Consider the following 20,369-nt stretch of genomic DNA (forward strand, 5'->3'; position numbering starts at 1 on the left):
GCGGCTCCATCACTGGGTGCTGGTGACCGGGAGCAGGCCTTCGAGGAGCGCGGGGCCTATGCCGGGAACAGCGTCGATGTCGGCTGGACGGGCGAAAGGCCCGTTGGTGTCCCGCCAGTCGATGATCCGCTGCCCCAGGACCGGCCCGACCCCCGGAAGCGATTCGATCTCCGCGAGCGTCGCCGTATTGATGTTGACCGTACCCCCGCCGTCGCCCGCTCCTTCAGCGGTTCCCGACGCCGACCCCGAGACAGAGCCCGGGACGGAGCCCGAGGACCCGGGTGTCCTGCCGCCCGGAGTCGATGGTGAGTTTCCTCCGACCTCCGGTCGGGGCGTCTCCCCGACGGCCAGGACGTGGATGTGCTCGCCGTCGACGGGAGTCCCCGCCAGATTGACACCGACGAGGTCGGCCTCGGGCAGTGCGCCGCCGACCTCGTCGAGGATGTCGACAAGACGTGTCCCCTCGGGGGCCGTGACGACGCCGGGGGTGGTGACCGCGCCTGTCACGTACACGACGACCGAACCGGTGGAGGGGGGCGCGGCGCCGCCGGATACCGACGCAGGAGCGGTGGTGCCCGGACCATCCGCGGGAGTGTCCGCCGGAGTACGCTCCGACCCGTCGGCGTCGTTCTTCTCCGTGGCGGGGGCTGCTTCGTCCGCTGATCGCTGGGTATCGGACTCCAGTTGCACGGTGACAGCGGCTGCCGACGGTTCCGAGCTGCGCACGAGGAAGAGGCCGGCGCCCACGGCCAGCGCCACCCCGAGGAACACGAGTGCCGCCGACCGCGCGACTCCCCAGCGGATGCCCGGCTGCGAGGGGCCATCGTCCTCGTCGTCGCCGGGTTCCCACGATGCGGCTCCTCGACGGAGGGCGACGGACCGGGTGGAGTGCGCCGTGGGCCCCTCCGATTCCTGGTCCTCCCACGGTTCTCGACTCCGGACGCCCTGCCCGCGGGAGACAGCACGCGAGTGGCGGTCACCCGAGTCGTCGGTGACGTCGTCGGCAGAGGCATCGGCGGGGTCAACCTCCGTGAAGGGATGGCCGGAGGTCATCCCTGTAGCGTCCCGGGCGAGCCGCTGGGTATCGGGCGCTCCACGGGCCGGAGGCTCGTCCGGCGTCCAGGAGTCGCCGGTGACCGGCCATCGGTGCTTTCCCATACCGGTCACGCTAGGAGTCCGTGCACCCCCGACGGATCGCCACGGGCGTTATGTGGACAACCGCAGCGGCGCTGCCGGGAGGGCTGCTCAGCGCCCGGAGACACTCACGGCGAGCACACCGAGGCCGGCGTGCGCCGCGAGGACCGAGGGGCACGGCGAGGTGGTGATGCTGTCGACCCCCAGGGACTCCGCGAGGCCCGCTGCGAAGTCCACCGCCTCCGGTTCATTGCCGAAGTGATGGACGGTCAGAGCCGGTTGGCCACTCCGACCGGCGACGTCGGTATGGACCAGTTCGGCCAGGCGCTGCAGGCCCTTCTCCGCCGACCGCATGCGCTCCAGCGGCACGAGCCGCCCTCCCTGCACGTGGAGGATGACGCGTACGGAGAGGAGGCTACCCAGCCAGCCCGCGGCCGCGGTGATCCGGCCGCCGCGCCGCAACTGGTCGAGGCTCGGCACGTAGAAGTACAGCGCGGACGATCGGGCGGCCATCGCCGCAGCGGCCGCGGACGCCTGCAGGTCGGCACCGGTCCGTGCCGCACTCAGGGCTGCGAGGGCGGCCCGTCCCTGGGCCATCCCGGCTGTCCGCGTGTCGATCACCTCGACCGGCAGGGATGCGCGGGACGCCGCGAGCCGCGCCGCGTCGACCGTTCCAGACAGCAGACCGGACAGGTGGACGGACACCACGCCGTCGAATCCGTTCTCGGCGAGAGAGCCGTACATCCGGTCGAACTGACCCGGCGACGGCCGGGACGTCCGCACGTCCGCACCTGCGGCGAGGGCCACCATGAGGGGCGCGGTGACGTCGTCGTGCTCGCCGGTGAGGATCTCCTCACCGATGAGCACCGGCATCGCGACCACCTCTATTCCGTCGGCCACACCTCCGGGCGCGGTCCACTCGAGGGCGAACCCCGCAGCGGAGTCGGTGACGACGGCTATGCGCACGGCGTCACGCCGGGACGATGTTGACCAGCTTCGGCGCCCGCACGATCACGGTGCGGATGCCCCTACCGTCCAGGACGCGCTGCACCTGCTCGCTCCCGAGGGCCAGCTCCCGCAGGTCCTCCTCGGTGATGTCGGGCGAGACCGTCAGGCGGTCGCGGACCTTGCCCTGCACCTGGACGACGGCGACCACGGTCTCCTGCGTGAGCAGCGCGGGGTCCACCGCGGGCCAGCCTGCCGTCGCGACGGTGGCCTCGTGCCCCAGCCGGTTCCAGAGGTCCTCGGCCGTGTAGGGCGCGAAGAGGCTCAGCAGGATCGCCACGGCCTCTGCGGCCTCGCGGACAGCGGGGTCGGCGCCGCCGGCACCGGAGTCGATGGCTTTGCGCGTCGCATTGACGAGTTCCATCAGCTTCGCGATGACCACGTTGAACTTGTTGGCCTCCATCAGCTCGGCGGCGTCGGCGACCGTCCGGTGCGTCACCGACCGCAGTGCGCGGTCACCCGACTCCGGGGCGGCGCCGACCGCGCTTGTCACGTCGTTGCCGAGGCGCCAGGCACGCGCCAGGAACTTCGCGGAGCCCGACGGCGAGACGTCCGCCCAGTCGACGTCGTCCTCGGGAGGCGAGGCGAACACCATGGTGAGGCGCACGGCGTCCACCCCGTAGCGGTCGAGCTGCTCCCCCAGGTCCACGCCGTTGCCGAGCGACTTGCTCATCGCCTTGCCGCCGTTGAGGACCTGGCCCTGGTTCAGCAGCGCGCTGAAGGGCTCGGTGAAGCCGACCATCCCGAGATCGAACAGGACCTTCGTGAAGAACCTGCTGTAGAGCAGGTGCAGGATGGCGTGCTCCACCCCGCCCACGTACTGGCCCACCGGCAGCCAGCGGTTGACCGCCTCGGTGTCGAACGGCGCCGTGTCCAGGTTCGGATCGACGAAGCGGAGGTAGTACCAGGACGAGTCGACGAAGGTGTCCATGGTGTCGGTATCGCGCTTCGCGGCACCGCCGCACGACGGACAGGAGACGTTCACCCAGTCCTCGACGGCGGCCAGCGGCGAGGTGCCCTTGGGTGCCAGTGACTCCCCGCGCAGACCCTCGGGCAGTGTGACGGGCAGCTGGTCGTCCGGTACCGGGACCTCCCCGCAGGAGGGGCAGTGGATGATCGGGATGGGCGTGCCCCAGAAGCGCTGGCGGGACAGCAGCCAGTCGCGGAGACGGTAGTTGATGGTGTGCTCGCCGGTGCCCTGCTCCTCGATGAGCTCGATGGCGCGGCGGATGGCGGTGGGCTTGTCCAGCCCGGTCAGCTCACCGGAGTTGACGAGGGTCCCCTCGCCGGTGGTCGCGACGCCGGTGACCGCTGCGTCCTCCGCCCCTGTGTCGACGACGGTGCGCACGGGCAGGTCGAAGGCACGCGCGAAGTCGAGGTCGCGCTGGTCGTGCGCGGGCACCGCCATGATGGCGCCGGTCCCGTAGTCGGCTAGGACGTAGTCTGCGGCCCAGACCGGCAGCTTCTCGCCGTTCAGAGGATTCACGGCGTAGCGGCCGGTGAAGATGCCCGTCTTCTCGCGCTCGGTGGCCTGGCGCTCGATCTCGGACAGGCCCTTGACCTGCTCGCGGTATTCCTCCAGGGCGGCCCGGCGGTCCGGCGTGACCAGCTCGAGGGCGAGGTCCGCGTCCGCGGCGACGACGAAGAACGTCGCCCCATACAGGGTGTCGGGACGCGTCGTGAACACGTCGACGTCGGACGTCGGCTGATCGCCGTCGGCCTCGATCCGGAAGGTCACGTGCGCGCCCTCGGAGCGGCCTATCCAGTTGCGCTGCATCGCCAGGACGCGCTCGGGCCAGTGGCCCTTCAACTGCTCCATGTCGTCCAGCAGGCGGTCGGCGTAGTCGGTGATCTTGAAGTACCACTGGTTCAGGTTCTTCTTGGTGACCATGGTGCCGCAGCGGTCACACGCCCCGTTGATGACCTGCTCGTTGGCGAGCACCGTCTGGTCCTTCGGGCACCAGTTGACCGGCGAGTTCCGGCGGTACGCCAGGCCCTTCCGGAAGAACCGCACGAACAGCCACTGCGTCCAGCGGTAGTACTCGGGGTCCGAGGTGTGCAGGCGGCGCTCCCAATCGGCGCTGATGGCGTACCGCTTGAACGAGTGGGCCTGCGTCTCGATGTTCGCGTAGGTCCACTCGGCGGGGTGCGCGTTGCGCTTGATGGCCGCGTTCTCCGCGGGCAACCCGAAGGAGTCCCACCCGATCGGGTGCAGGACGTCGAAGCCCTGCTGCCGGTAGTACCGCGCGGCGACGTCGCCCATGGCGAAGGCCTCCGCGTGGCCCATGTGGAGGTCACCGGAGGGGTAGGGGAACATGTCGAGCACGTAGCGCCGCTCGCGCGAGCCGTCGTCGGCCGGGGCGAACGCCTTGAGCTCGTCCCAGACCGCCGGCCAGCGCGCCTCGATGGCGCCGACGTCGTAGGTGTTCTCGTCCGGCTGGGCGACCTCGGGGTTGCTGCTCACTGGTGTCCGACCTGTCCTGTCGATGGTTCAACGTCCGTGTGTCCTGCCGATGCAGGTGTGTGGCGCTCGCCGCGCCGACCGTGTGCCCTCCCCCGGACACACAAAAGCCCCTCACGCAGGAGGGGCGGCCGCACAGCATCTGCTGCGCGGCTAGGTAAGGAGCGAGGACACCCGGTTCATGCCACCACCTTAGCAGTGCCCGCGCGGAGCGGGTCCGAGCCGGAGGAAGGCCCCGACCCGCCCGACGCGGAGGGGGTGTACCCCGCCCGTCATCGGACGGACAGGGCACACCCCACGCCGGAGAACTCGCCTAGCGGGCGCTCAGCGGACGTCCTCGTCGACCCAGTCGAAGGTCTTCGTGACGGCCTTCTTCCAGAGGCGGAGCTGGCGCTCGCGCTCGGCCTCGTCCATGGACGGGTTCCAGCGCTTGTCCTCGGCCCAGTTGGTGGCGAGCTCGTCGGTGTCCTTCCAGAAGCCGACGGCGAGGCCCGCTGCGTAGGCCGCGCCCAGGGCGGTGGTCTCCGTGACCTTCGGACGGATCACGGGGATACCGAGGATGTCCGCCTGGAACTGCATGAGGGCGTCGTTGGCGACCATGCCGCCGTCCACCCGCAGGTCCTCCATGTTGACACCGGAATCGGCGTTCGCGGCGTCCAGCACCTCGCGGGTCTGGAAGGCCGTGGCCTCCAGGGCGGCGCGGGCGATGTGACCCTTGTTCACGAAGCGGGTCATACCCACGATCGCGCCGCGGGCATCGGCGCGCCAGTACGGCGCGAAGAGGCCCGAGAACGCCGGCACGATGTACACGCCGCCGTTGTCGTCGACGGTCTTGGCGAGCTGCTCCACCTCGGGTGCGCTGTTGATGATGCCGAGGTTGTCACGGAGCCACTGGACGAGCGACCCGGTGACAGCGATGGAACCCTCGAGCGCGTAGACCGGCTTGGCGTCTCCCAGGCGGTAGCAGACCGTGGTGAGCAGACCGTTCTTGGAGTGGACGATCTCCTCACCGGTGTTGACGATCATGAAGTTGCCGGTGCCGTAGGTGTTCTTGGCCCCACCCTTGTCGAAGGCGGCCTGACCGAAGGTCGCGGCCTGCTGGTCGCCCAGGATGCCTGCGACGGGTACCTCGCGCAGAAGCTGCGAGGTGTGCACGGTGCCGTACACCTCGGAGGAGGACTTGATCTCGGGCATCATCGACGCCGGGACGCCGAAGTCGGCGAGGATCGACTCGTCCCACGCGAGGGTCTCGAGGTCCATGAACAGCGTGCGTGAGGCATTGGTGACGTCGGTGATGTGCACGCCGCCGTCGGTTCCGCCCGTGAGGTTCCAGGTGACCCAGGAGTCGGTGTTACCGAACAGGAGGTCGCCCGCCTCGGCCTTCGCGCGGGCGCCTTCGACGTTGTCGAGGATCCACTTGATCTTCGTACCCGAGAAGTACGTGGCGAGCGGCAGGCCGACCTTCGACTTGTAGCGCTCGACGCCGCCGTCCTTGGCGAGCTCGTCGACGATGTTCTGCGTGCGGGTGTCCTGCCAGACGATGGCGTTGTACACGGCCCGCCCGGTGGTCCTGTCCCAGACGACGGCGGTCTCGCGCTGGTTGGTGATACCCACGGCGGCGATGTCGTGACGCGTCAGGTTCGCCTTCGACAGTGCGTTGCCGATGACCTCACGCGTGTTGTTCCAGATCTCGGCGGGATCGTGCTCGACCCAGCCTGCCTTCGGGAAGATCTGCTCGTGCTCCTTCTGACCCGAGGACACGATGTCGCCCTTGTGGTCGAACACGATGGCCCTGCTGGAGGTGGTGCCCTGGTCGATGGCGATGACGTATTGCTGCGACATGCTCTGCTCCTTCTGGAAAAGGCGACTGCACGGCTACGGGCAGTCGCCGAGGTGTGGGGTGCCTACGCGGCGGGGACGGGGAAGGTGACGACCTGCACCAGGATGCCGGCGAGCACACCACCGATGATCGGGCCGACGACGGGAACCCAGGCGTAGGCCCAGTCGCTGCTGCCCTTGCCCTTGATCGGCAGGAAGGCGTGGGCGATCCGGGGGCCGAGGTCGCGGTTCGGGTTGATGGCGTAGCCGGTGGGGCCACCGAGGGAGGCGCCGATACCGACCACGAGCAACGCGACGGCGAGCGGGCCGAGACCCGAGGGCGAACTACCGAAGGAGAGGATGACGAAGACGAGGACGAAGGTGCCGATGATCTCGGTGACCAGGTTCCAGCCGTAGGAGCGGATGGCCGGTCCGGTGGAGAAGACGCCGAGCTTGTTGGCGGGCTCGGGCTCGTCATCGAAGTGCTGCTTATAGGAGAGCCAGCAGAGGACGGCGCCGAGGATCGAACCGATCATCTGGGCGGCGAGGTAGGCGAGCGTGTTCACGAACGTCTTGTCGACGCCCGGAGCGAACTGCGCGGTGTCCCCGTTGGCGAGGAGGCCCATGGTCACGGCGAAGTTGAGGTGGGCCCCCGAGAGAGCTGCCACGTACACGCCGGCGAACACGGCGAGTCCCCACCCGAAGTTGACCATGAGAAAGCCGCCGTTATTGCCCTTGGTCTTGGCGAGCGCGACGTTCGCGACCACACCGGTACCGAGCAACAACAGCAGCATTGTGCCGAGCATCTCGGCGACGAATACTTCCAGAGACATCTTTGACTCCTGTTTCTATTCACTTGTCGACGGGCGCCGCCGCCTCGACGGCGCCCGTTGGTTCCCCCCGGCAACCACTGCCGTTGGCCTTGCAACGCCTCCTCCTGTAGGAGGCGGTTCGACCCCGCTGCGGCGAGTGCCGCTACGCGATCAAGCTCTTGACCTGCACCCTGTGAGCGTCCGCGAGGACCTTCTCGGCGAGCTCGATCTCCGCCGCGGACCGCGCCTCGTCCCAGCCCAGCAGGGGGGCGAGGGTCGCGGCGAGCTCCGCCAGCAATTCCTCGGTGACGAGACCGCGGAATGCCAGGGAGGTGCGGCGGATCAGCACATCGATGAGGTGACCGATCTGCTCGTGCTCCACCATGTAGGCGAGCTCGCGCGTGCTCAGCTCCTTCGTCGAATTAAACATCCTGTCGGGTCCCTGGGCGAGGTAATCGATGACGTCGGTCGCTCGTGTTCCGTAGCGGGTGAGCAGCACGGTAACGCGCGCCTCGTCGAAGCCCGGGCGGACGGCCTTCCGGACCCAGGCGCGCTCTGCCGCTTCGTCCTTCGGGAAGTCCTGACCGCCACCGATGGCGATCCCCGCCGTCGACGTCTTCCGCGTGGCGCCGAGCGCGGCGAGCGTGTCGTTGGTGAGGTGCTCGGAGAGGGCACGGAACGTGGTCCACTTGCCGCCGACCAGGCTGAGGGTCGTGACCGTGCGGTCGCCGATCTTCTCCGCGCGCTTCTCGATGCGGTAGTCACGCGACACGAAACCGGGCTGCGTGTCGTCGTGGCGGGGCAGGGGGCGGACGCCGGAGAAGCTGTAGACGATCTGCTCCTTCGACACCTGGATGTCGGGGAACACGTGACCGATCAGCTCGAAGAAGTAGTCGATCTCCTCGTCCGTGCAGACGGCCTGCTCGTTGACGTCGACGTCGATGTCCGTGGTCCCGACGAGGACGCGGTCCTCCATCGGGTAGATGAGAACGATCCGCCCGTCGACGTGCTCGAAGAAGATCTCGGTGCCGTTGCAGGCCTTCAGGAGCTCGGGGTGGTCGAGCACGATGTGCGAGCCCTTGGTGCCGCCCATGAACAGGGTCTCGGTGCCGAGAGCGGCGTTGGTGCCGTCCGTCCAGGCGCCGGTGGCGTTCACGACGACGTCGGCCTGGAACGCGAACGTCTCGCCCGTCAGCTCGTCACGGAGGAGGACGCCGTCCTCGCCGGCGCCGATGGCACTGACGTAGTTCGCGGCGCGTGCCGCGGGGTTGGCCACCTGTCCGTCGCGGAGGACGTCGAGGGTGAGCCGCTCGGGGTTGTGGACCGAGGCGTCGTAGTACGTCGCCGCGTACTTGATGTCCTTGCGGAGGTCGGGCATGGCGGCCAGAGCCTTCTTGCGTCCCACGAAGGAGTGGCGGGGCACGTTGCCGCCGTCGCGTGAGAAGAAGTCGTACATGGTGAGGCCGGCCTTGATGAGGAACGCGCCGCGCTCCACCTGCTTGCCCTGCTTGTGCGTGAGGAAGCGCAGGGGCGCCGAGAGGATGCCCGAGAAGGTGGTGTAGATCGGGATGGTGGTCTGGAGCGGCTTCACGTAGTGCGGTGCGATCTTCATGAGAGCGTTGCGCTCGATCACGGATTCGCGCACGAGACGGAACTCGCCGTTCTCGAGGTAGCGGATGCCGCCGTGGATCATGTGCGAGGACGCGCCCGATGCGCCCTGGCAGTAGTCGCCGCGCTCGACGAGCGCGACGTCGACGCCCTGCAGGGCGAGGTCGCGGAAGGTCCCGACACCATTGATGCCGCCGCCGATGACCAGGACCGACGCACGGGGATTCTTCCGCAGTTCGTCGACCACGGCGCGCGCGGGCGTGGTGGAACCAGTGGTGGGGTCGGCTGATGTGGTCACGGTAGTGCTCCATCGGATCGCTGGACAGGACTGCTGCACCTCAATTCTTCGGGCTCTGGGAATACCAGTCAACTGCGTTGCACAAACGTGCACGAGCGGTCCAGACTTGCGGAATGACGACGACCGACCTCACGGAACCCGGCCCCGGTGACCGGGCCCGGGCAACCTCGGACCCGGCGGTCCCGCACCGCTCCCGGGACGCCCTGCGGGCCGCCCAGATGTACTACCTGCAGGACCTCACGATGAACGCGATCGCCCGTGAGCTGCAGACCTCGCGCTCCACCGTCTCGCGCCTGCTCTCCCTCGCGCGGGAGACCGGGCTCGTGCAGATCCAGGTGAACAACCCCTCGGAGCGCGCCCCGGCGCTCGAGCAGCAGATACGCCGCCGGTTCGGGGTCGAGGCGCACGTGGTCCCCGTCGCGGATTCCGTCAACGACTCCGAGGTGCTCGACCGTGTGGCGATCCAGGCCGCGAGGACCATCGGCCCGCTCGTCGACTCGAACGCGATCATCGGCGTCGCCTGGGGATCCACGCTCAGCGCGGTGAGCCACCACCTGACGCGCAAACAGACCCATGACAGCACGATCGTGCAGCTCAACGGAGCCGGGAACACCCAGACGACCGGCATCACCTACGCGAGCGAGATCCTGCGCCGCTTCGGGCAGGCCTACGGCGCGCGCGTGGAGCAGTTCCCCGTCCCCGCGTTCTTCGACCACGCGGGGACGAAGACGGCCATGTGGGAGGAGCGCAGCGTACGGCGCATCCTCGACCTCCAGCGACGCATGACCATGGCGATCTTCGGGGTCGGCTCGATCGGCTCCGGGGTGCCCAGCCACGTCTACAGCGGCGGGTACCTGGACCGGCAGGACCTCGACACGCTCAAGCGCGACGAGGTGGTGGGCGACGTGGCCACCATGTTCTTCCGGGCCGACGGCTCGCACCGGGACGTCGCGCTGAACGGGCGCAGCACCGGACCGGACCTCGACGAGCTCACCAAGGTGCACCGGCGCATCTGCGTCGTCTCCGGCGAGGCGAAGATCGCCGGGCTGCGGGGCGCCCTCGCGGCAGGGCTGGCCACCGACCTCATCCTCGACGAGGGGTCGGCACGGCGCCTCGTGCACGCGTGAGGTCCCGCACGCCGCCCGCGCCCTGTACCGCTCGAGGAGAGCGTCCTCGATAGAGTGCACCCATGACTCCCCCCGTACCCCGCGTGCCGCTCGGCGACGGTGCTTCCATCGACGTGATCGGCTACGGCGTGTACAAGGTGCCGCCGGCGGATACCGAGGTGCTCTGCTCCACGGCGCTCGACGTGGGGTACCGGCTGCTCGACACCGCCGCCCTCTACGGCAACGAGGCGGGAGTGGGTGCGGCCGCACGGTCCTTCCTCGAGACGCACGCACGGGACGAGCTCTTCCTCACGTCCAAGGTCTGGAACGAGGACCACGGTTACGACGCGACCCTGCGCGCCTTCGACACCTCCCTGGAGCTCCTCGGCCTCGACCACCTCGACCTCTATCTGATCCACTGGCCCTGCGCGGCGAAGGAGCTCTACGTCGAGACGTGGCGGGCCCTGATCCGGCTGCGCGACGACGGCCGGGTCCGGTCCATCGGCGTCTCGAACTTCCAGCGACCGCACCTGGAGCGGCTCCTCACGGACACCGGGGTAATGCCCGCCCTCAACCAGGTGGAGCTCCACCCGTACCTCCAGCAGCTCCCGCTCCGTGCCTTCCACAAGCACCACGGGATCCTCACGCAGGCCTGGAGTCCCCTGGGTCGCGGCAACGTCCTCGACGACGCCGACATCCGCGGGATCGCCGACGAGCTGGGCCGCACCCCGGCGCAGGTGATCCTCCGCTGGCACCACCAGCACGGGCTGCTGACCATCCCGAAGGCGAGCTCGCGCGAGCGGATCAGCTCGAACCTCGACATCTTCGGCTTCGAGCTCTCCGACGCACACGTCGCCGTGCTCGACGGACTCGACCGGGACCAGCGCTTCGGCTCGCACCCCGACGCGGTGCGGTGAGGCGCGACGCCGTCGCCCGCACGTTCCCGTGGGAGGGCACCCTCCAGCGCGTGTGGGACTTCCCCCCGGTCGGCGATGCGGAGGGCACGTCCGCGGGCAGTGTCAGGGGCACGGGCACGGCTCCGCCCACCGTCGTGATGGTGCACGGTTTCCGGGGTGATCACCACGGCCTGCTGCGACTCGCCGAGGAACTCCCCGCCCTCCGGGTGCTCCTCCCGGACCTCCCGGGATTCGGACAGGGCGAGGCGCTGCCGGAACCGCACGACGTCGCCGCCTACGCCCGGTTCATCGCCCACGTGGCCGCGACGGCCGGCGATCGGCCGGTGCTCCTCGGGCACTCCTTCGGATCGATCATCGCCGCCGAGGTCGCCGCCGACGCGCCACACCTCGCGGCGCGACTGGTGCTGGTGAACCCCGTCAGCGAACCCGCGCTCGAGGGCCCCAGCCGCACCGCCTCGCGGCTGGCCGAGCTGTACTACGTCGCCGCCGATCGATTGCCCGAGGCCGCCGGACGGGCGCTGCTCGCCAACCCGCTGATCGTCCGCGGCATGAGCGTGTTCATGGCGAAGACGAAGGACCGCGCACTGCGCCGCTGGATCCACGGCCAGCACAGCTCCTACTTCAGCTCCTTCGCGGCCCGCAGGGTGGTCCTCGAGGCCTTCCGTGCCTCCATCGCGGGCACGGTACGGGACCGCGCGCGCGACCTCACCATGCCCGTGCTGCTCATCGCCGCCGAGCAGGACGACATCGGATCGGTCGCGAGCCAGCGCGCGCTCGCCGAGCTCGTGCCCGAGGCCGAGCTGCAGATCCTTCCCGACGTCGGGCACCTCGTGCACTACGAGAAACCCCGTGAGGCCGCCCGACTGATCATGACCTTCCTCGAGAGGACCGCACCGTGAGGATCCTGTTCGACGCCCGCTTCACCCGCACCGACCATCACGACGGCATCAGCCGGTACGGAGCGAGCCTGATCGCCGCGCTCGCCGTTACCGACGACGTCGTGATGCTCGTGAGCGACCCGCGGCAGCTCGCCCTCCTGCCGGACGTCCCGCACGTGATGATGTCCAGTCCGCTCTCCCCCGCCGAGCTCGTCGTGGCGCTCCGGATCAACCGGCTCCGCCCCGACGTCGTTGTGTGCCCCATGCAGACCATGGGATCCTGGGGGCGCCGCTACCCGCTCGTGCTCACGCTGCACGACCTCATCTACTACCAGAACCCCACGCCGCCCTCCTTCCTGCCCCTCGCCGTCCGCCTCCTCTGGCGGCTGTACCACCTCGCGTACTGGCCCCAGCGGTTGCTGCTGGACCGGGCCGACGTCGTCGCCACGATCTCGACGACGACGTCCGACCTCATGCGCCGCCACCGGCTCACCCGCCGCCCGGTGCTCCTCGTGGGTAACGCGCCGCAGCCCGCGGGCCGCCCGCGGGACCCCGATGCCCCACGCTCGCGGACGCTGATCTACATGGGCTCGTTCATGCCGTACAAGAACGTGGGGACGCTGGTCCGCGCGATGTCACAGCTGCCCGACCACACGCTCCACCTGCTGAGCCGCATCACGCCGGAGCGTCGCGCCGACCTCGAGGCCCTTGCCCCGCCGGAGGGGCGCGTGATCTTCCACGGAGGGGTCTCCGACGCCGAGTACGAGACCCTCCTCCGGGACTCGACGGCGCTCGTGACCCTCTCCCGCGCGGAGGGGTACGGCCTGCCCGTCGTCGAGGCGATGGCGACCGGTACGCCCGTGGTCGCCAGTGACATCCCGATCTTCCGCGAGGTGGGCGGGACGGCCGCGCTGTACGTGGACCCGGACGACGCCGACGCCGTCGCTGCGGCCGTCCGCGATCTCGGTGAGCCGGGGCGATGGGCCGAGGCTTCGGCCGCAGGACTGGCGCAGGCGGGCACCTACTCCTGGTCCGCGTCGGCGGAGCAGTTGCGCGCGGCCTGCGGACGTGCCGTGGAGGAGTACGCACGACGACGGCGGTAGCGAGGACCTCGCCCTGACGTGATCCGGCTGGAGGTGATCCGGCCGGGGGGTGCTCCGGCTGCAGAAATTCCGGCTGGAGGGGCTCCGGCTACAGGACGTCGAGCGCGTCGAGCCTGACGTGCACCGATTCCCCGGACCGCTTCGCGGACAGTGCCGCACGCCGCGCCCGCAACTGGCGGGTCATCCCGGCCGCAGCCCGGTAGGAGAAGAACAGCAGCACGCGGTGGCTGCCGTGGCCGAGCAGTGTCTCGGCGGACGGCGCCGAGGCACCGGAGCCGGCACTGCGGCCCTGCACCGCCGTCCGGCGCGCGCCGGTCCCGGGCGCGGCCGCCCGTGCCGCGAGCATCGCCTCGCGCCGGACGTCCGCGGGCACGGGAGCCGGACCGACGACCCGCGCCGCGCCTTCGACGTCCACGCCCTCGAGGAAGTGGACGAGGGCCTCGCGCGAGCCCGTCAGCACCGCGTACCGCACCGCCGGTGGCAGCCCGAGCTCGTGACGCTCCGCCAGCTCGCGTGCGGCGGCGCCCGCCGGGTCCCAGCGCACCAGGTGCCCGACGGCGACGTCGTCGTCTCCCGTGATCACCACCGTCCCGCCCGCGGAGGCCGGCCGCGCGAGGACGGCGGCGCCGAACCAGCGGCGCAGCGCGTCCTCACCCGCGCGCAGCGATTCCCGGCTCAGCATGGCGTTGCCGTCGAGGAGGATCACCGCGGCGTACCCGCCGGGAGCCACCGGTTCGGCACCCGGCGTGGCGACGACGACGGCGGGCGTGTCGGCGACGGCGTCGAGGATGTGCTCGCCGGCGGAGGAGACCACGGGGACGCCCGGGAACGCCCTGCCGAGCTCCTCCGCGGTGCGGGTGGCCCCCGCGACGGTGGCGCGCACGTGCGTGCCGCCGCACTCGGGGCACTCCCACCGGCGGTCCGGGCGGCCGCACCAGCGGCACTGCAGGGCGGCGTCGCGGCTCGACTGCGCGAGGGGGCCGGCACAGACCGCACATCGGGCCGGGTGGCGGCAACGGTCGCACGCCAGCGCCGGGGAGAAACCGGTGCGTGCCACCTGCAGGAGCACGGGCCCGGTCCGCAGCCCCGCCTGCGCGGCCGCCCACGCCGCGTGGGGAATGCGCGCCTGCGCCGCGAGCGGGTCGCGCGCGAGCTGGTAGGCGTCGCCGGCGTGGACCACCCGCGGGGTGGCGCTCCGCACGTCGGAGCGCGCGGCCTGGAGGGCGTGTGCCCACCCGGTGTCCACGAGCCGCTGGGACTCGGTGCTCCGGGCGAAGGACCCGACGAGCATGCCCGCGTTCTCCTGGTCCGCGCGGAGCAGCAGGACGTCCCTGATGTGCTGGTACGGCGCCCGCTGCTCCACGTGCTGGTCGTCGCCGTCGTCCCACAGGCAGACCAGTCCGAGGTCCGCGACGGGCGCGTAAGCTGCCGAGCGCGTGCCCACGGCCACCCGTGCCGTGCCGTGCAGGAGGCGCAGGAAGTTCCGGTACCGCGGCGTGGCGCCGTCCTCGGCCGTGAGGCGCGCGATCACCTCGGCGCCGAGCCGCGCGGTAAGGGCCGCCTCGACCCTCGCGAGGTCACGCTGGTCGGGCACGACGACGACGGCGGTCCGGCCCGAGGCGAGCGTCGCCGCGACGGCGTCCGTGACCTCCTGCGTCCACGCCATGGGCCCGTATCCGCCGAGCGTCGTCAGCACGGCGCGCGGGGAACCGCCGTCGGTCAGGTGCTGGAGGTACGCGGGGCCGCCCGGGTAACGGAGGAATCCACCGGAGTGCCCGGGGTCGGCAGGCTCCGCCGGTTCGTCGTCCGGCCCGGCGGTCGGCGCGGTCTCCTGGGCGCCCGCCGCCGCGGCGAAGGCCGTCTCGACACGGGCCATCCGGGCAGGGATCGCGGCACGGAGGACGTCGCTCACGGTGCCGACGGACCGCGCGGCGACGGCTTCGGCCAGCGCCAGGACGGGCGGGGTGAGGACGCGCTCCGGGGAGACGACGCCGTCGAGCGGCAGCAGGGTCGCCGTCGTGCTCGCATCCTCGACGCGCTGGGCGAGGAACCCGATGTGCTCGCGGTGGGCGAAACGCACCTTGACCCGGACACCCGGCTGCGCCTCGGCGTCGAGGGCGGCGGGGACCGAATAGTCGAAGAACCGGTCGAGGTGGGGCACCTGGGCGTCCAGGATCACGCGGGCGATGGGGAGGGTCGCGGCGCGCTCCACGTCCGAGCCGGCGCGGGGAAGGGCTGCAGCCCCGAAGCCGTGCAGGAGCGAGAGCTGGCCGTCCGCGGTCGCGGGGTCCTGTCGCTTGCCCGTCATGGTGTCGTCGTCCCTGTCACCTGCACACTCCTGCCTCGCCACCCGTGGGGCGTGTCGCGCTGCAGCGGGCACCCGCCGGCGGCATCCGTCGCCGGCGTCCTGCTCACGGGGCTCGCGTCGCGCTCGCCGACGGGTCAGGCGTCGAAGTAGCTCCGCAGTTTCTCCACGCGGTCGAGGAGCTCCCACGTGAAGCCGTCCTGCTCGCGGCCGAAGTGCCCGTGCGCCGCGGTGCGCTGGTAGATGGGCCGCTTGAGGTCGAGGGCGTTGATGATGCCCAGCGGCCGCAGGTCGAAGATCTCCCGGATGGCCTCGCCGATCCTGATCGGGTCCACGGTCTCCGTGCCGAACGTCTCCACGTACACGCCCACGGGCTGCGCCATGCCGATGGCGTAGGCGATCTGGATCTCGGCGCGCCGGGCGAGGCCCGCAGCGACGACGTTCTTCGCGACCCAGCGCATGGCGTAGGCGGCCGAGCGGTCCACCTTCGAGGGGTCCTTGCCGCTGAAGGCACCGCCGCCGTGCCGGGCCATGCCGCCGTAGGTGTCGACGATGATCTTCCGTCCGGTGAGCCCGGCATCACCGACCGGCCCGCCGATGACGAAGGCGCCGCCGGGATTGAGGATGTGGCGGACGCCGGTGGTGTCGAGTTCGGTGTCGGCGAGGACCGGTGTGATCACGTGCTCGACGAGGTCCGCGCGGAGGCGGTCCAGCGAGACCTCGGCGGAGTGCTGCGACGAGATGACCACGGAGTCGATCGAGACGGGGCGGTCGCCGTCGTAGCCGACGGTCACCTGGGTCTTGCCGTCGGGCCTGAGGTACGGCAGCGTGCCGTCCTTGCGCACCGCGGTGAGCCGCTCGGACAGTCGGTGGGAGAGCCAGATGGGGGTGGGCATGAGGACGGCGGTCTCGTCGCTCGCGTAGCCGAACATGATGCCCTGATCGCCGGCGCCCTGGGCGTCGTAGGGGTCCAGGCCGGTGCCCTCGCGCGTCTCGAGCGAGGTGAAGACCCCGCTCGCGATCTCCGCGCTCTGCTGACCGATGGAGACGGACACCCCGCACCGTGCGCCGTCGAAGCCGTTCGCGGAGGAGTCGTAGCCGATGCCGAGGATGGTCCGCCGGACGATCTCGGGGATCTCGACGTAGGCCTCGGTGGTCACCTCTCCGGCGACGTGCACGAGCCCGGTGGTGACGAGCGTCTCCACGGCCACGCGCGAGTCCGGGTCCTGTTCGAGCAACCCGTCCAGGATCGCGTCGCTGATCTGGTCGCAGATCTTGTCGGGATGGCCCTCCGTCACCGATTCCGAGGTGAAGAGCCGCAGGCGGGAATCGGTGGTCGGTGAAGTCACGTGCTCACTCTACTTGGTCGGGACCCGGGCCCTGCCCGGGCATCGGGCAGGCCGCAGGACAGCGGAACGGGCGCGGGGTGTCGGGGTGACACCCGCGGGATGACAGGGGTGAACGGCTGGCGGAACGCTGCGTCTCAGTGGCCCAGCAGGCCGGCCGCATGCTCGATGACGGCCTCGGCGACCGCCCGCTTCGAACCGCGCACCGGCTCTGATTCGCCGCCGCCCGCGCTCAGGATGGTGACCTCGTTGGAGTCCTCGCCGAAGACGAGTCCGGACCCGACGACGTTGAGCACCAGGAAGTCGCAACCTTTCCGGGCGAGCTTGGCCCGTGCATGGGTGAGGGGGTCGGCCGTGGCGTCGCCGGTCTCGGCCGCAAAACCACCGATCACCAGCGGCGCGGACCGGTCCGCACGGGCGAGGACGGCTTCACGGAGGATGTCGGGGTTCCGGACCAGGGTGATCACGGGATCGGCGCCGTCATCACTCTTCTTGATCTTCGACCCCGCGACCGAGGCCGGCCGGAAGTCGGCGACGGCGGCGGCCATGATGAGGACGTCGGTGGCGGGCAGGGCGTGGAGGACGGCCTCACGCAGCTCGAGCGCCGACTCCACGCGGACGACGTCACACCCCGCGGGCGGAGGGACCTCCGCGTGGGCGAGGATCAGGGTGACCTCCGCGCCCTGCGCGAGGGCGGCCTCGGCGAGGGCGATGCCCTGCTTGCCCGAGGAGCGGTTGCCGAGGAAGCGGACGGGATCCAGCGCCTCGCGCGTCCCGCCGGCGGTGATGGTGACCCGCTGACCGGCGAGCGATCGTCCACGCGGCGTCGCCGTCTCGAGGGCGGCGGCGAAGATGTCCGCGGGTTCGGGGAGCCTGCCCGGCCCGGAGTCGGATCCGGTCAGGCGACCCGACGCCGGTTCGATGACCGTGATCCCGCGGGAGCGGAGGGTCGCCACATTCGCCCGGGTGGCGGCGTGCTGCCACATCTCGGTATGCATCGCGGGGGCCATCACCACCGGTCCGCGGGCCATGAGGAGCGTTCCCGTGAGGAGATCGTTCGCGAGTCCCGCGGCTGCCCGTGCCAGGACGTCGGCGGTGGCAGGCGCGACGACGATGAGGTCGGCCTCGTGGCCGAGGCGCACGTGGTTGACCTTCTCGACGTCATCCCAGACGCTGTTGCTCACCGGTCTGCCGGAGAGGGCCTCCCAGGTGGCGGTGCCCACGAAGCGGAGTGCGGCGTCGGTCGGGATGACGGTGACCTCATGGCCGGCCTCCGTGAAAAGACGAAGGAGGGACGCAGCCTTATAGGCCGCGATCCCTCCTCCGACACCGAGTACTACGCGCACCGATCGTCCGTCCGCCGACGCGTGACCTGGGGGTCTACTCGGTCGGTTCCATCGGGGTGGAGACGAGCATGCCCTCGTTGATCTCGCGGAGCGCGATGGAGAGGGGCTTCTCGTTCAGCTTCGTGTCGACGAGCGGGCCGACGTACTCGAAGAGGCCCTCGTGGAGCTGCGAGTAGTACGCGTTGATCTGGCGGGCACGCTTGGCACCGTAGATCACGAGGGCGTACTTCGAGTCCGAGGCCTCGAGCAGGTCGTCGATCGGCGGGTTGATGATGCCTTCGGGCTGAGTTGACACAAAATCTCCAAACATTGGGCGGGATGGCTGGTGCGGGGCCTCTCAGCGCTGCAGCGGGGTCAGTCCCATCAGTGATACGAGCTCGTCCGCCGCATGCTCCACGGTGTCGTTGACGACGGTGTGATTGAATTCCGGCTCGGCGGCAAGCTCCAGTTTAGCCGTTTCCAGCCGCTGCTGCTGTTCCTCGGGGGTTTCGGTGCCGCGGCCGACCAGCCGCCGCACCATCTCCTCCCAGCTGGGCGGGGCGAGGAACACGAATGTGGCCTCCGGCATGGTCTCCTTCACCTGGCGCGCGCCCTGCAGATCGATCTCCAGGAGCACCGCCCGGCCCTCGTCCATGGCGGCCTGCACGGTGCTGCGGAGCGTGCCGTACCGGTTGCGTCCGTGGACCACGGCCCACTCGAGCAGCTGGCCGTCGAGCACGAGCTGGTCGAACTCCTCCGGCGAGACGAAGAAGTAGTGGACCCCGTTCACCTCACCCGGTCGCGGCGGTCGCGTGGTTGCGGAGACCGACAGCCACACCTCCGGATAGTTGTCCCGGATGTAGGTGGAGACCGTTCCCTTGCCGACCGCCGTCGGACCGGCGAGGACTGTCAACCGGGGGTGTGACACTGACGCTTCCTTACTTGCTGGCCTGGCCAGTGTGGTGGTGTTCGAGATAGGAGACGAGGAGCCTGCGCTGGTGGATGCCGAGGCCGCGCACCCGGCGTGTCGCCGCGATGCCGACCTCCGTCATGATGGCGGCGGCCCGGACGTCTCCCACGCCGGGCAGTGCCTTGAGGAGATCGACGACCCTGAGCCGGCCCACGGCGTCGTCGCCCTCCGGATTGCCGATCACATCGGCCACCGAAAGCTTACCCGTCTTCAGCTGCGCCTTGATGTCGGCACGGACGGCCCGCGCCGCCGTCGCCTTCTCCCGCGCCTGAGCTCGCTCGACGTCCGTCAAAGGCTTCAGGCTCACGGGCGCTCCCTGCGCCGCGCGCTGCCACGGGTGGGAGCGGGCGGTCGTCGTGTGGATGGTCGGGTGGGACCCCGGCTTCCGGGGCTCGGACTGGAACCGAACCTACCGGGCACTCACCCCGGAAATCAATGCACCCGCGGGTTCACGCGAGCTGGTCGCGCGTCCGTTCCGCGCTCTCGCGCAGGGCGGTGACGCCGGGGCCCGCGGACAGCACGGCGCGGCTCGACGTCGGCAGCACGAACGGCAGCGCGTCACCGAAGGCGCTGCGCAACTCGGTGCGGCCCGCACCCTGCTCGCCCACGCCGGGGGCGAGGATCGGGCCGTTGAGCGCGGGCAGGTCGAGGCCGAGGCGCACGGCGGCGTCCTGCACCGTGGCGCCGACCACGAGCCCCACGTGACCGGGAGCGGTGCCCGCGTTCTCGGCCGCGGCGGCCAGCGCGATGGACCGCGCGACCGACTCCCGCCCGCCGACGTGCTGCACCGTCCGGCCCTCGGGGTTCGAGGTCAGGGCGAGGACGAACACGCCCCGCCCGGTGGCCGCGGCGAGGTCGAGTGCCGGCCGCAGGGACTCGAAGCCGAGGTAGGGATTGAGCGTCACGGCGTCGGCCGCGAGCGGACGCCCCTCCCCCAGCCAGGCGTCGGCGTAGGCCTGCATCGTCGAGCCGATGTCGCCCCGCTTGGCGTCGGCGATGGTCAGGAGGTCCGCCTGCGCGGCGCGGGCCAGCACGATCTCGAGGACCGCGAGACCCCGCGCGCCGTGCCTCTCGTACAGGGCCACCTGAGGCTTCACGGCCGCCGCCACGGTCCCGACGGCGTCGAGCACCGTCAGGGAGAAGTGCTCCAGTCCCTCGGGCGTGTCCCTGAGCCCCCACGCGCCGAGCAGGGACGGATGCGGGTCGATCCCGACGCACAGACTGCCCTTCGCCGCGCGCGCGGCGGCCAGACGCTCCCCGAACGGAGCGCGTGCCATGGGGGC

The 20,369-nt window shown here is 70.6% G+C and carries 17 protein-coding genes; 4 read left to right on the top strand and 13 right to left on the bottom strand.

The window, feature by feature from the left end; translation table 11 throughout:
- Window positions 1-9 precede the first annotated feature (9 nt).
- The 6 genes from AC4D16_RS01990 to AC4D16_RS02015 all read right to left on the bottom strand — a co-directional run bounded on the left by AC4D16_RS01990 (window position 10) and on the right by AC4D16_RS02015 (window position 9,136).
- Complete coding sequence (locus tag AC4D16_RS01990; RefSeq protein WP_490953758.1) at window positions 10-1,053, bottom strand: ComEA family DNA-binding protein; 1,044 nt, start codon at window positions 1,051-1,053, stop codon at window positions 10-12.
- A 192-nt stretch (window positions 1,054-1,245) separates the two neighbouring features.
- A complete protein-coding gene (locus tag AC4D16_RS01995) occupies window positions 1,246-2,100 on the bottom strand; it encodes a DegV family protein (RefSeq protein WP_490953759.1) in 855 nt (284 codons plus the stop codon).
- 4 nt (window positions 2,101-2,104) lie between these two features.
- Window positions 2,105-4,603 carry a leucine--tRNA ligase gene (leuS, locus tag AC4D16_RS02000; RefSeq protein WP_490953760.1) on the bottom strand — a complete coding sequence of 833 codons (2,499 nt, stop codon included), beginning with the start codon at window positions 4,601-4,603 and terminating at the stop codon, window positions 2,105-2,107.
- A gap of 321 nt (window positions 4,604-4,924) precedes the next feature.
- Window positions 4,925-6,442 (bottom strand): glycerol kinase GlpK, encoded by a 1,518-nt coding sequence (gene glpK / locus AC4D16_RS02005; protein ID WP_490949109.1) that lies wholly within the window; start codon window positions 6,440-6,442, stop codon window positions 4,925-4,927.
- Between the two features lie 62 nt (window positions 6,443-6,504).
- A complete protein-coding gene (locus AC4D16_RS02010) occupies window positions 6,505-7,251 on the bottom strand; it encodes an MIP/aquaporin family protein (protein WP_490949108.1) in 747 nt (248 codons plus the stop codon).
- Window positions 7,252-7,393: 142 nt separating this feature from the next.
- On the bottom strand, window positions 7,394-9,136 hold the full coding sequence (locus tag AC4D16_RS02015; protein WP_490953761.1) for a glycerol-3-phosphate dehydrogenase/oxidase: 1,743 nt from the start codon (window positions 9,134-9,136) through the stop codon (window positions 7,394-7,396).
- Between the two features lie 218 nt (window positions 9,137-9,354).
- Here AC4D16_RS02015 and AC4D16_RS02020 point away from each other — a divergent pair, with 218 nt between their 5' ends.
- From AC4D16_RS02020 to AC4D16_RS02035, 4 genes are all read left to right on the top strand, one after another.
- Entirely contained in the window at window positions 9,355-10,263 is a 909-nt protein-coding gene (locus tag AC4D16_RS02020) for a sugar-binding transcriptional regulator (RefSeq protein WP_490954653.1), read from the top strand.
- A 62-nt stretch (window positions 10,264-10,325) separates the two neighbouring features.
- The gene (locus AC4D16_RS02025) at window positions 10,326-11,159 is read left to right on the top strand and encodes an aldo/keto reductase (protein WP_490953762.1); all 834 of its coding nucleotides are present in this window, start codon (window positions 10,326-10,328) and stop codon (window positions 11,157-11,159) included.
- Window positions 11,156-12,058 (top strand): alpha/beta fold hydrolase, encoded by a 903-nt coding sequence (locus AC4D16_RS02030; protein ID WP_490953763.1) that lies wholly within the window; start codon window positions 11,156-11,158, stop codon window positions 12,056-12,058. Before AC4D16_RS02025 ends, AC4D16_RS02030 begins: the two co-directional genes overlap by 4 nt.
- Window positions 12,055-13,140, top strand: a complete 1,086-nt coding sequence (locus tag AC4D16_RS02035) for a glycosyltransferase family 4 protein (protein ID WP_490953764.1) — start codon at window positions 12,055-12,057, stop codon at window positions 13,138-13,140. The genes AC4D16_RS02030 and AC4D16_RS02035 overlap by 4 nt, the downstream gene beginning before the upstream one ends.
- A gap of 88 nt (window positions 13,141-13,228) precedes the next feature.
- Here the strand turns inward: AC4D16_RS02035 and AC4D16_RS02040 are convergent, their stop codons facing one another.
- The 7 genes from AC4D16_RS02040 to pyrF all read right to left on the bottom strand — a co-directional run bounded on the left by AC4D16_RS02040 (window position 13,229) and on the right by pyrF (window position 20,363).
- Entirely contained in the window at window positions 13,229-15,448 is a 2,220-nt protein-coding gene (locus AC4D16_RS02040; RefSeq protein WP_490953765.1) for a primosomal protein N', read from the bottom strand.
- 134 nt (window positions 15,449-15,582) lie between these two features.
- Entirely contained in the window at window positions 15,583-16,794 is a 1,212-nt protein-coding gene (gene metK / locus AC4D16_RS02045) for a methionine adenosyltransferase (RefSeq protein ID WP_490953766.1), read from the bottom strand.
- Window positions 16,795-16,928: 134 nt separating this feature from the next.
- The gene (gene coaBC, locus AC4D16_RS02050; RefSeq protein ID WP_490949101.1) at window positions 16,929-18,137 is read right to left on the bottom strand and encodes a bifunctional phosphopantothenoylcysteine decarboxylase/phosphopantothenate--cysteine ligase CoaBC; all 1,209 of its coding nucleotides are present in this window, start codon (window positions 18,135-18,137) and stop codon (window positions 16,929-16,931) included.
- Window positions 18,138-18,171: 34 nt separating this feature from the next.
- Complete coding sequence (rpoZ, locus tag AC4D16_RS02055; RefSeq protein WP_490949100.1) at window positions 18,172-18,432, bottom strand: DNA-directed RNA polymerase subunit omega; 261 nt, start codon at window positions 18,430-18,432, stop codon at window positions 18,172-18,174.
- Window positions 18,433-18,474: 42 nt separating this feature from the next.
- Window positions 18,475-19,044, bottom strand: coding sequence for a guanylate kinase (gene gmk / locus AC4D16_RS02060; RefSeq protein WP_490949099.1), 570 nt, complete (start codon window positions 19,042-19,044; stop codon window positions 18,475-18,477).
- Window positions 19,045-19,054: 10 nt separating this feature from the next.
- Window positions 19,055-19,393 (bottom strand): integration host factor, actinobacterial type, encoded by a 339-nt coding sequence (gene mihF / locus AC4D16_RS02065; RefSeq protein ID WP_490949098.1) that lies wholly within the window; start codon window positions 19,391-19,393, stop codon window positions 19,055-19,057.
- 142 nt (window positions 19,394-19,535) lie between these two features.
- Window positions 19,536-20,363, bottom strand: a complete 828-nt coding sequence (gene pyrF, locus AC4D16_RS02070; RefSeq protein ID WP_490953767.1) for an orotidine-5'-phosphate decarboxylase — start codon at window positions 20,361-20,363, stop codon at window positions 19,536-19,538.
- Window positions 20,364-20,369 lie beyond the last annotated feature (6 nt).

The organism is Arthrobacter sp. TJ-236 (genome assembly GCF_058269235.1).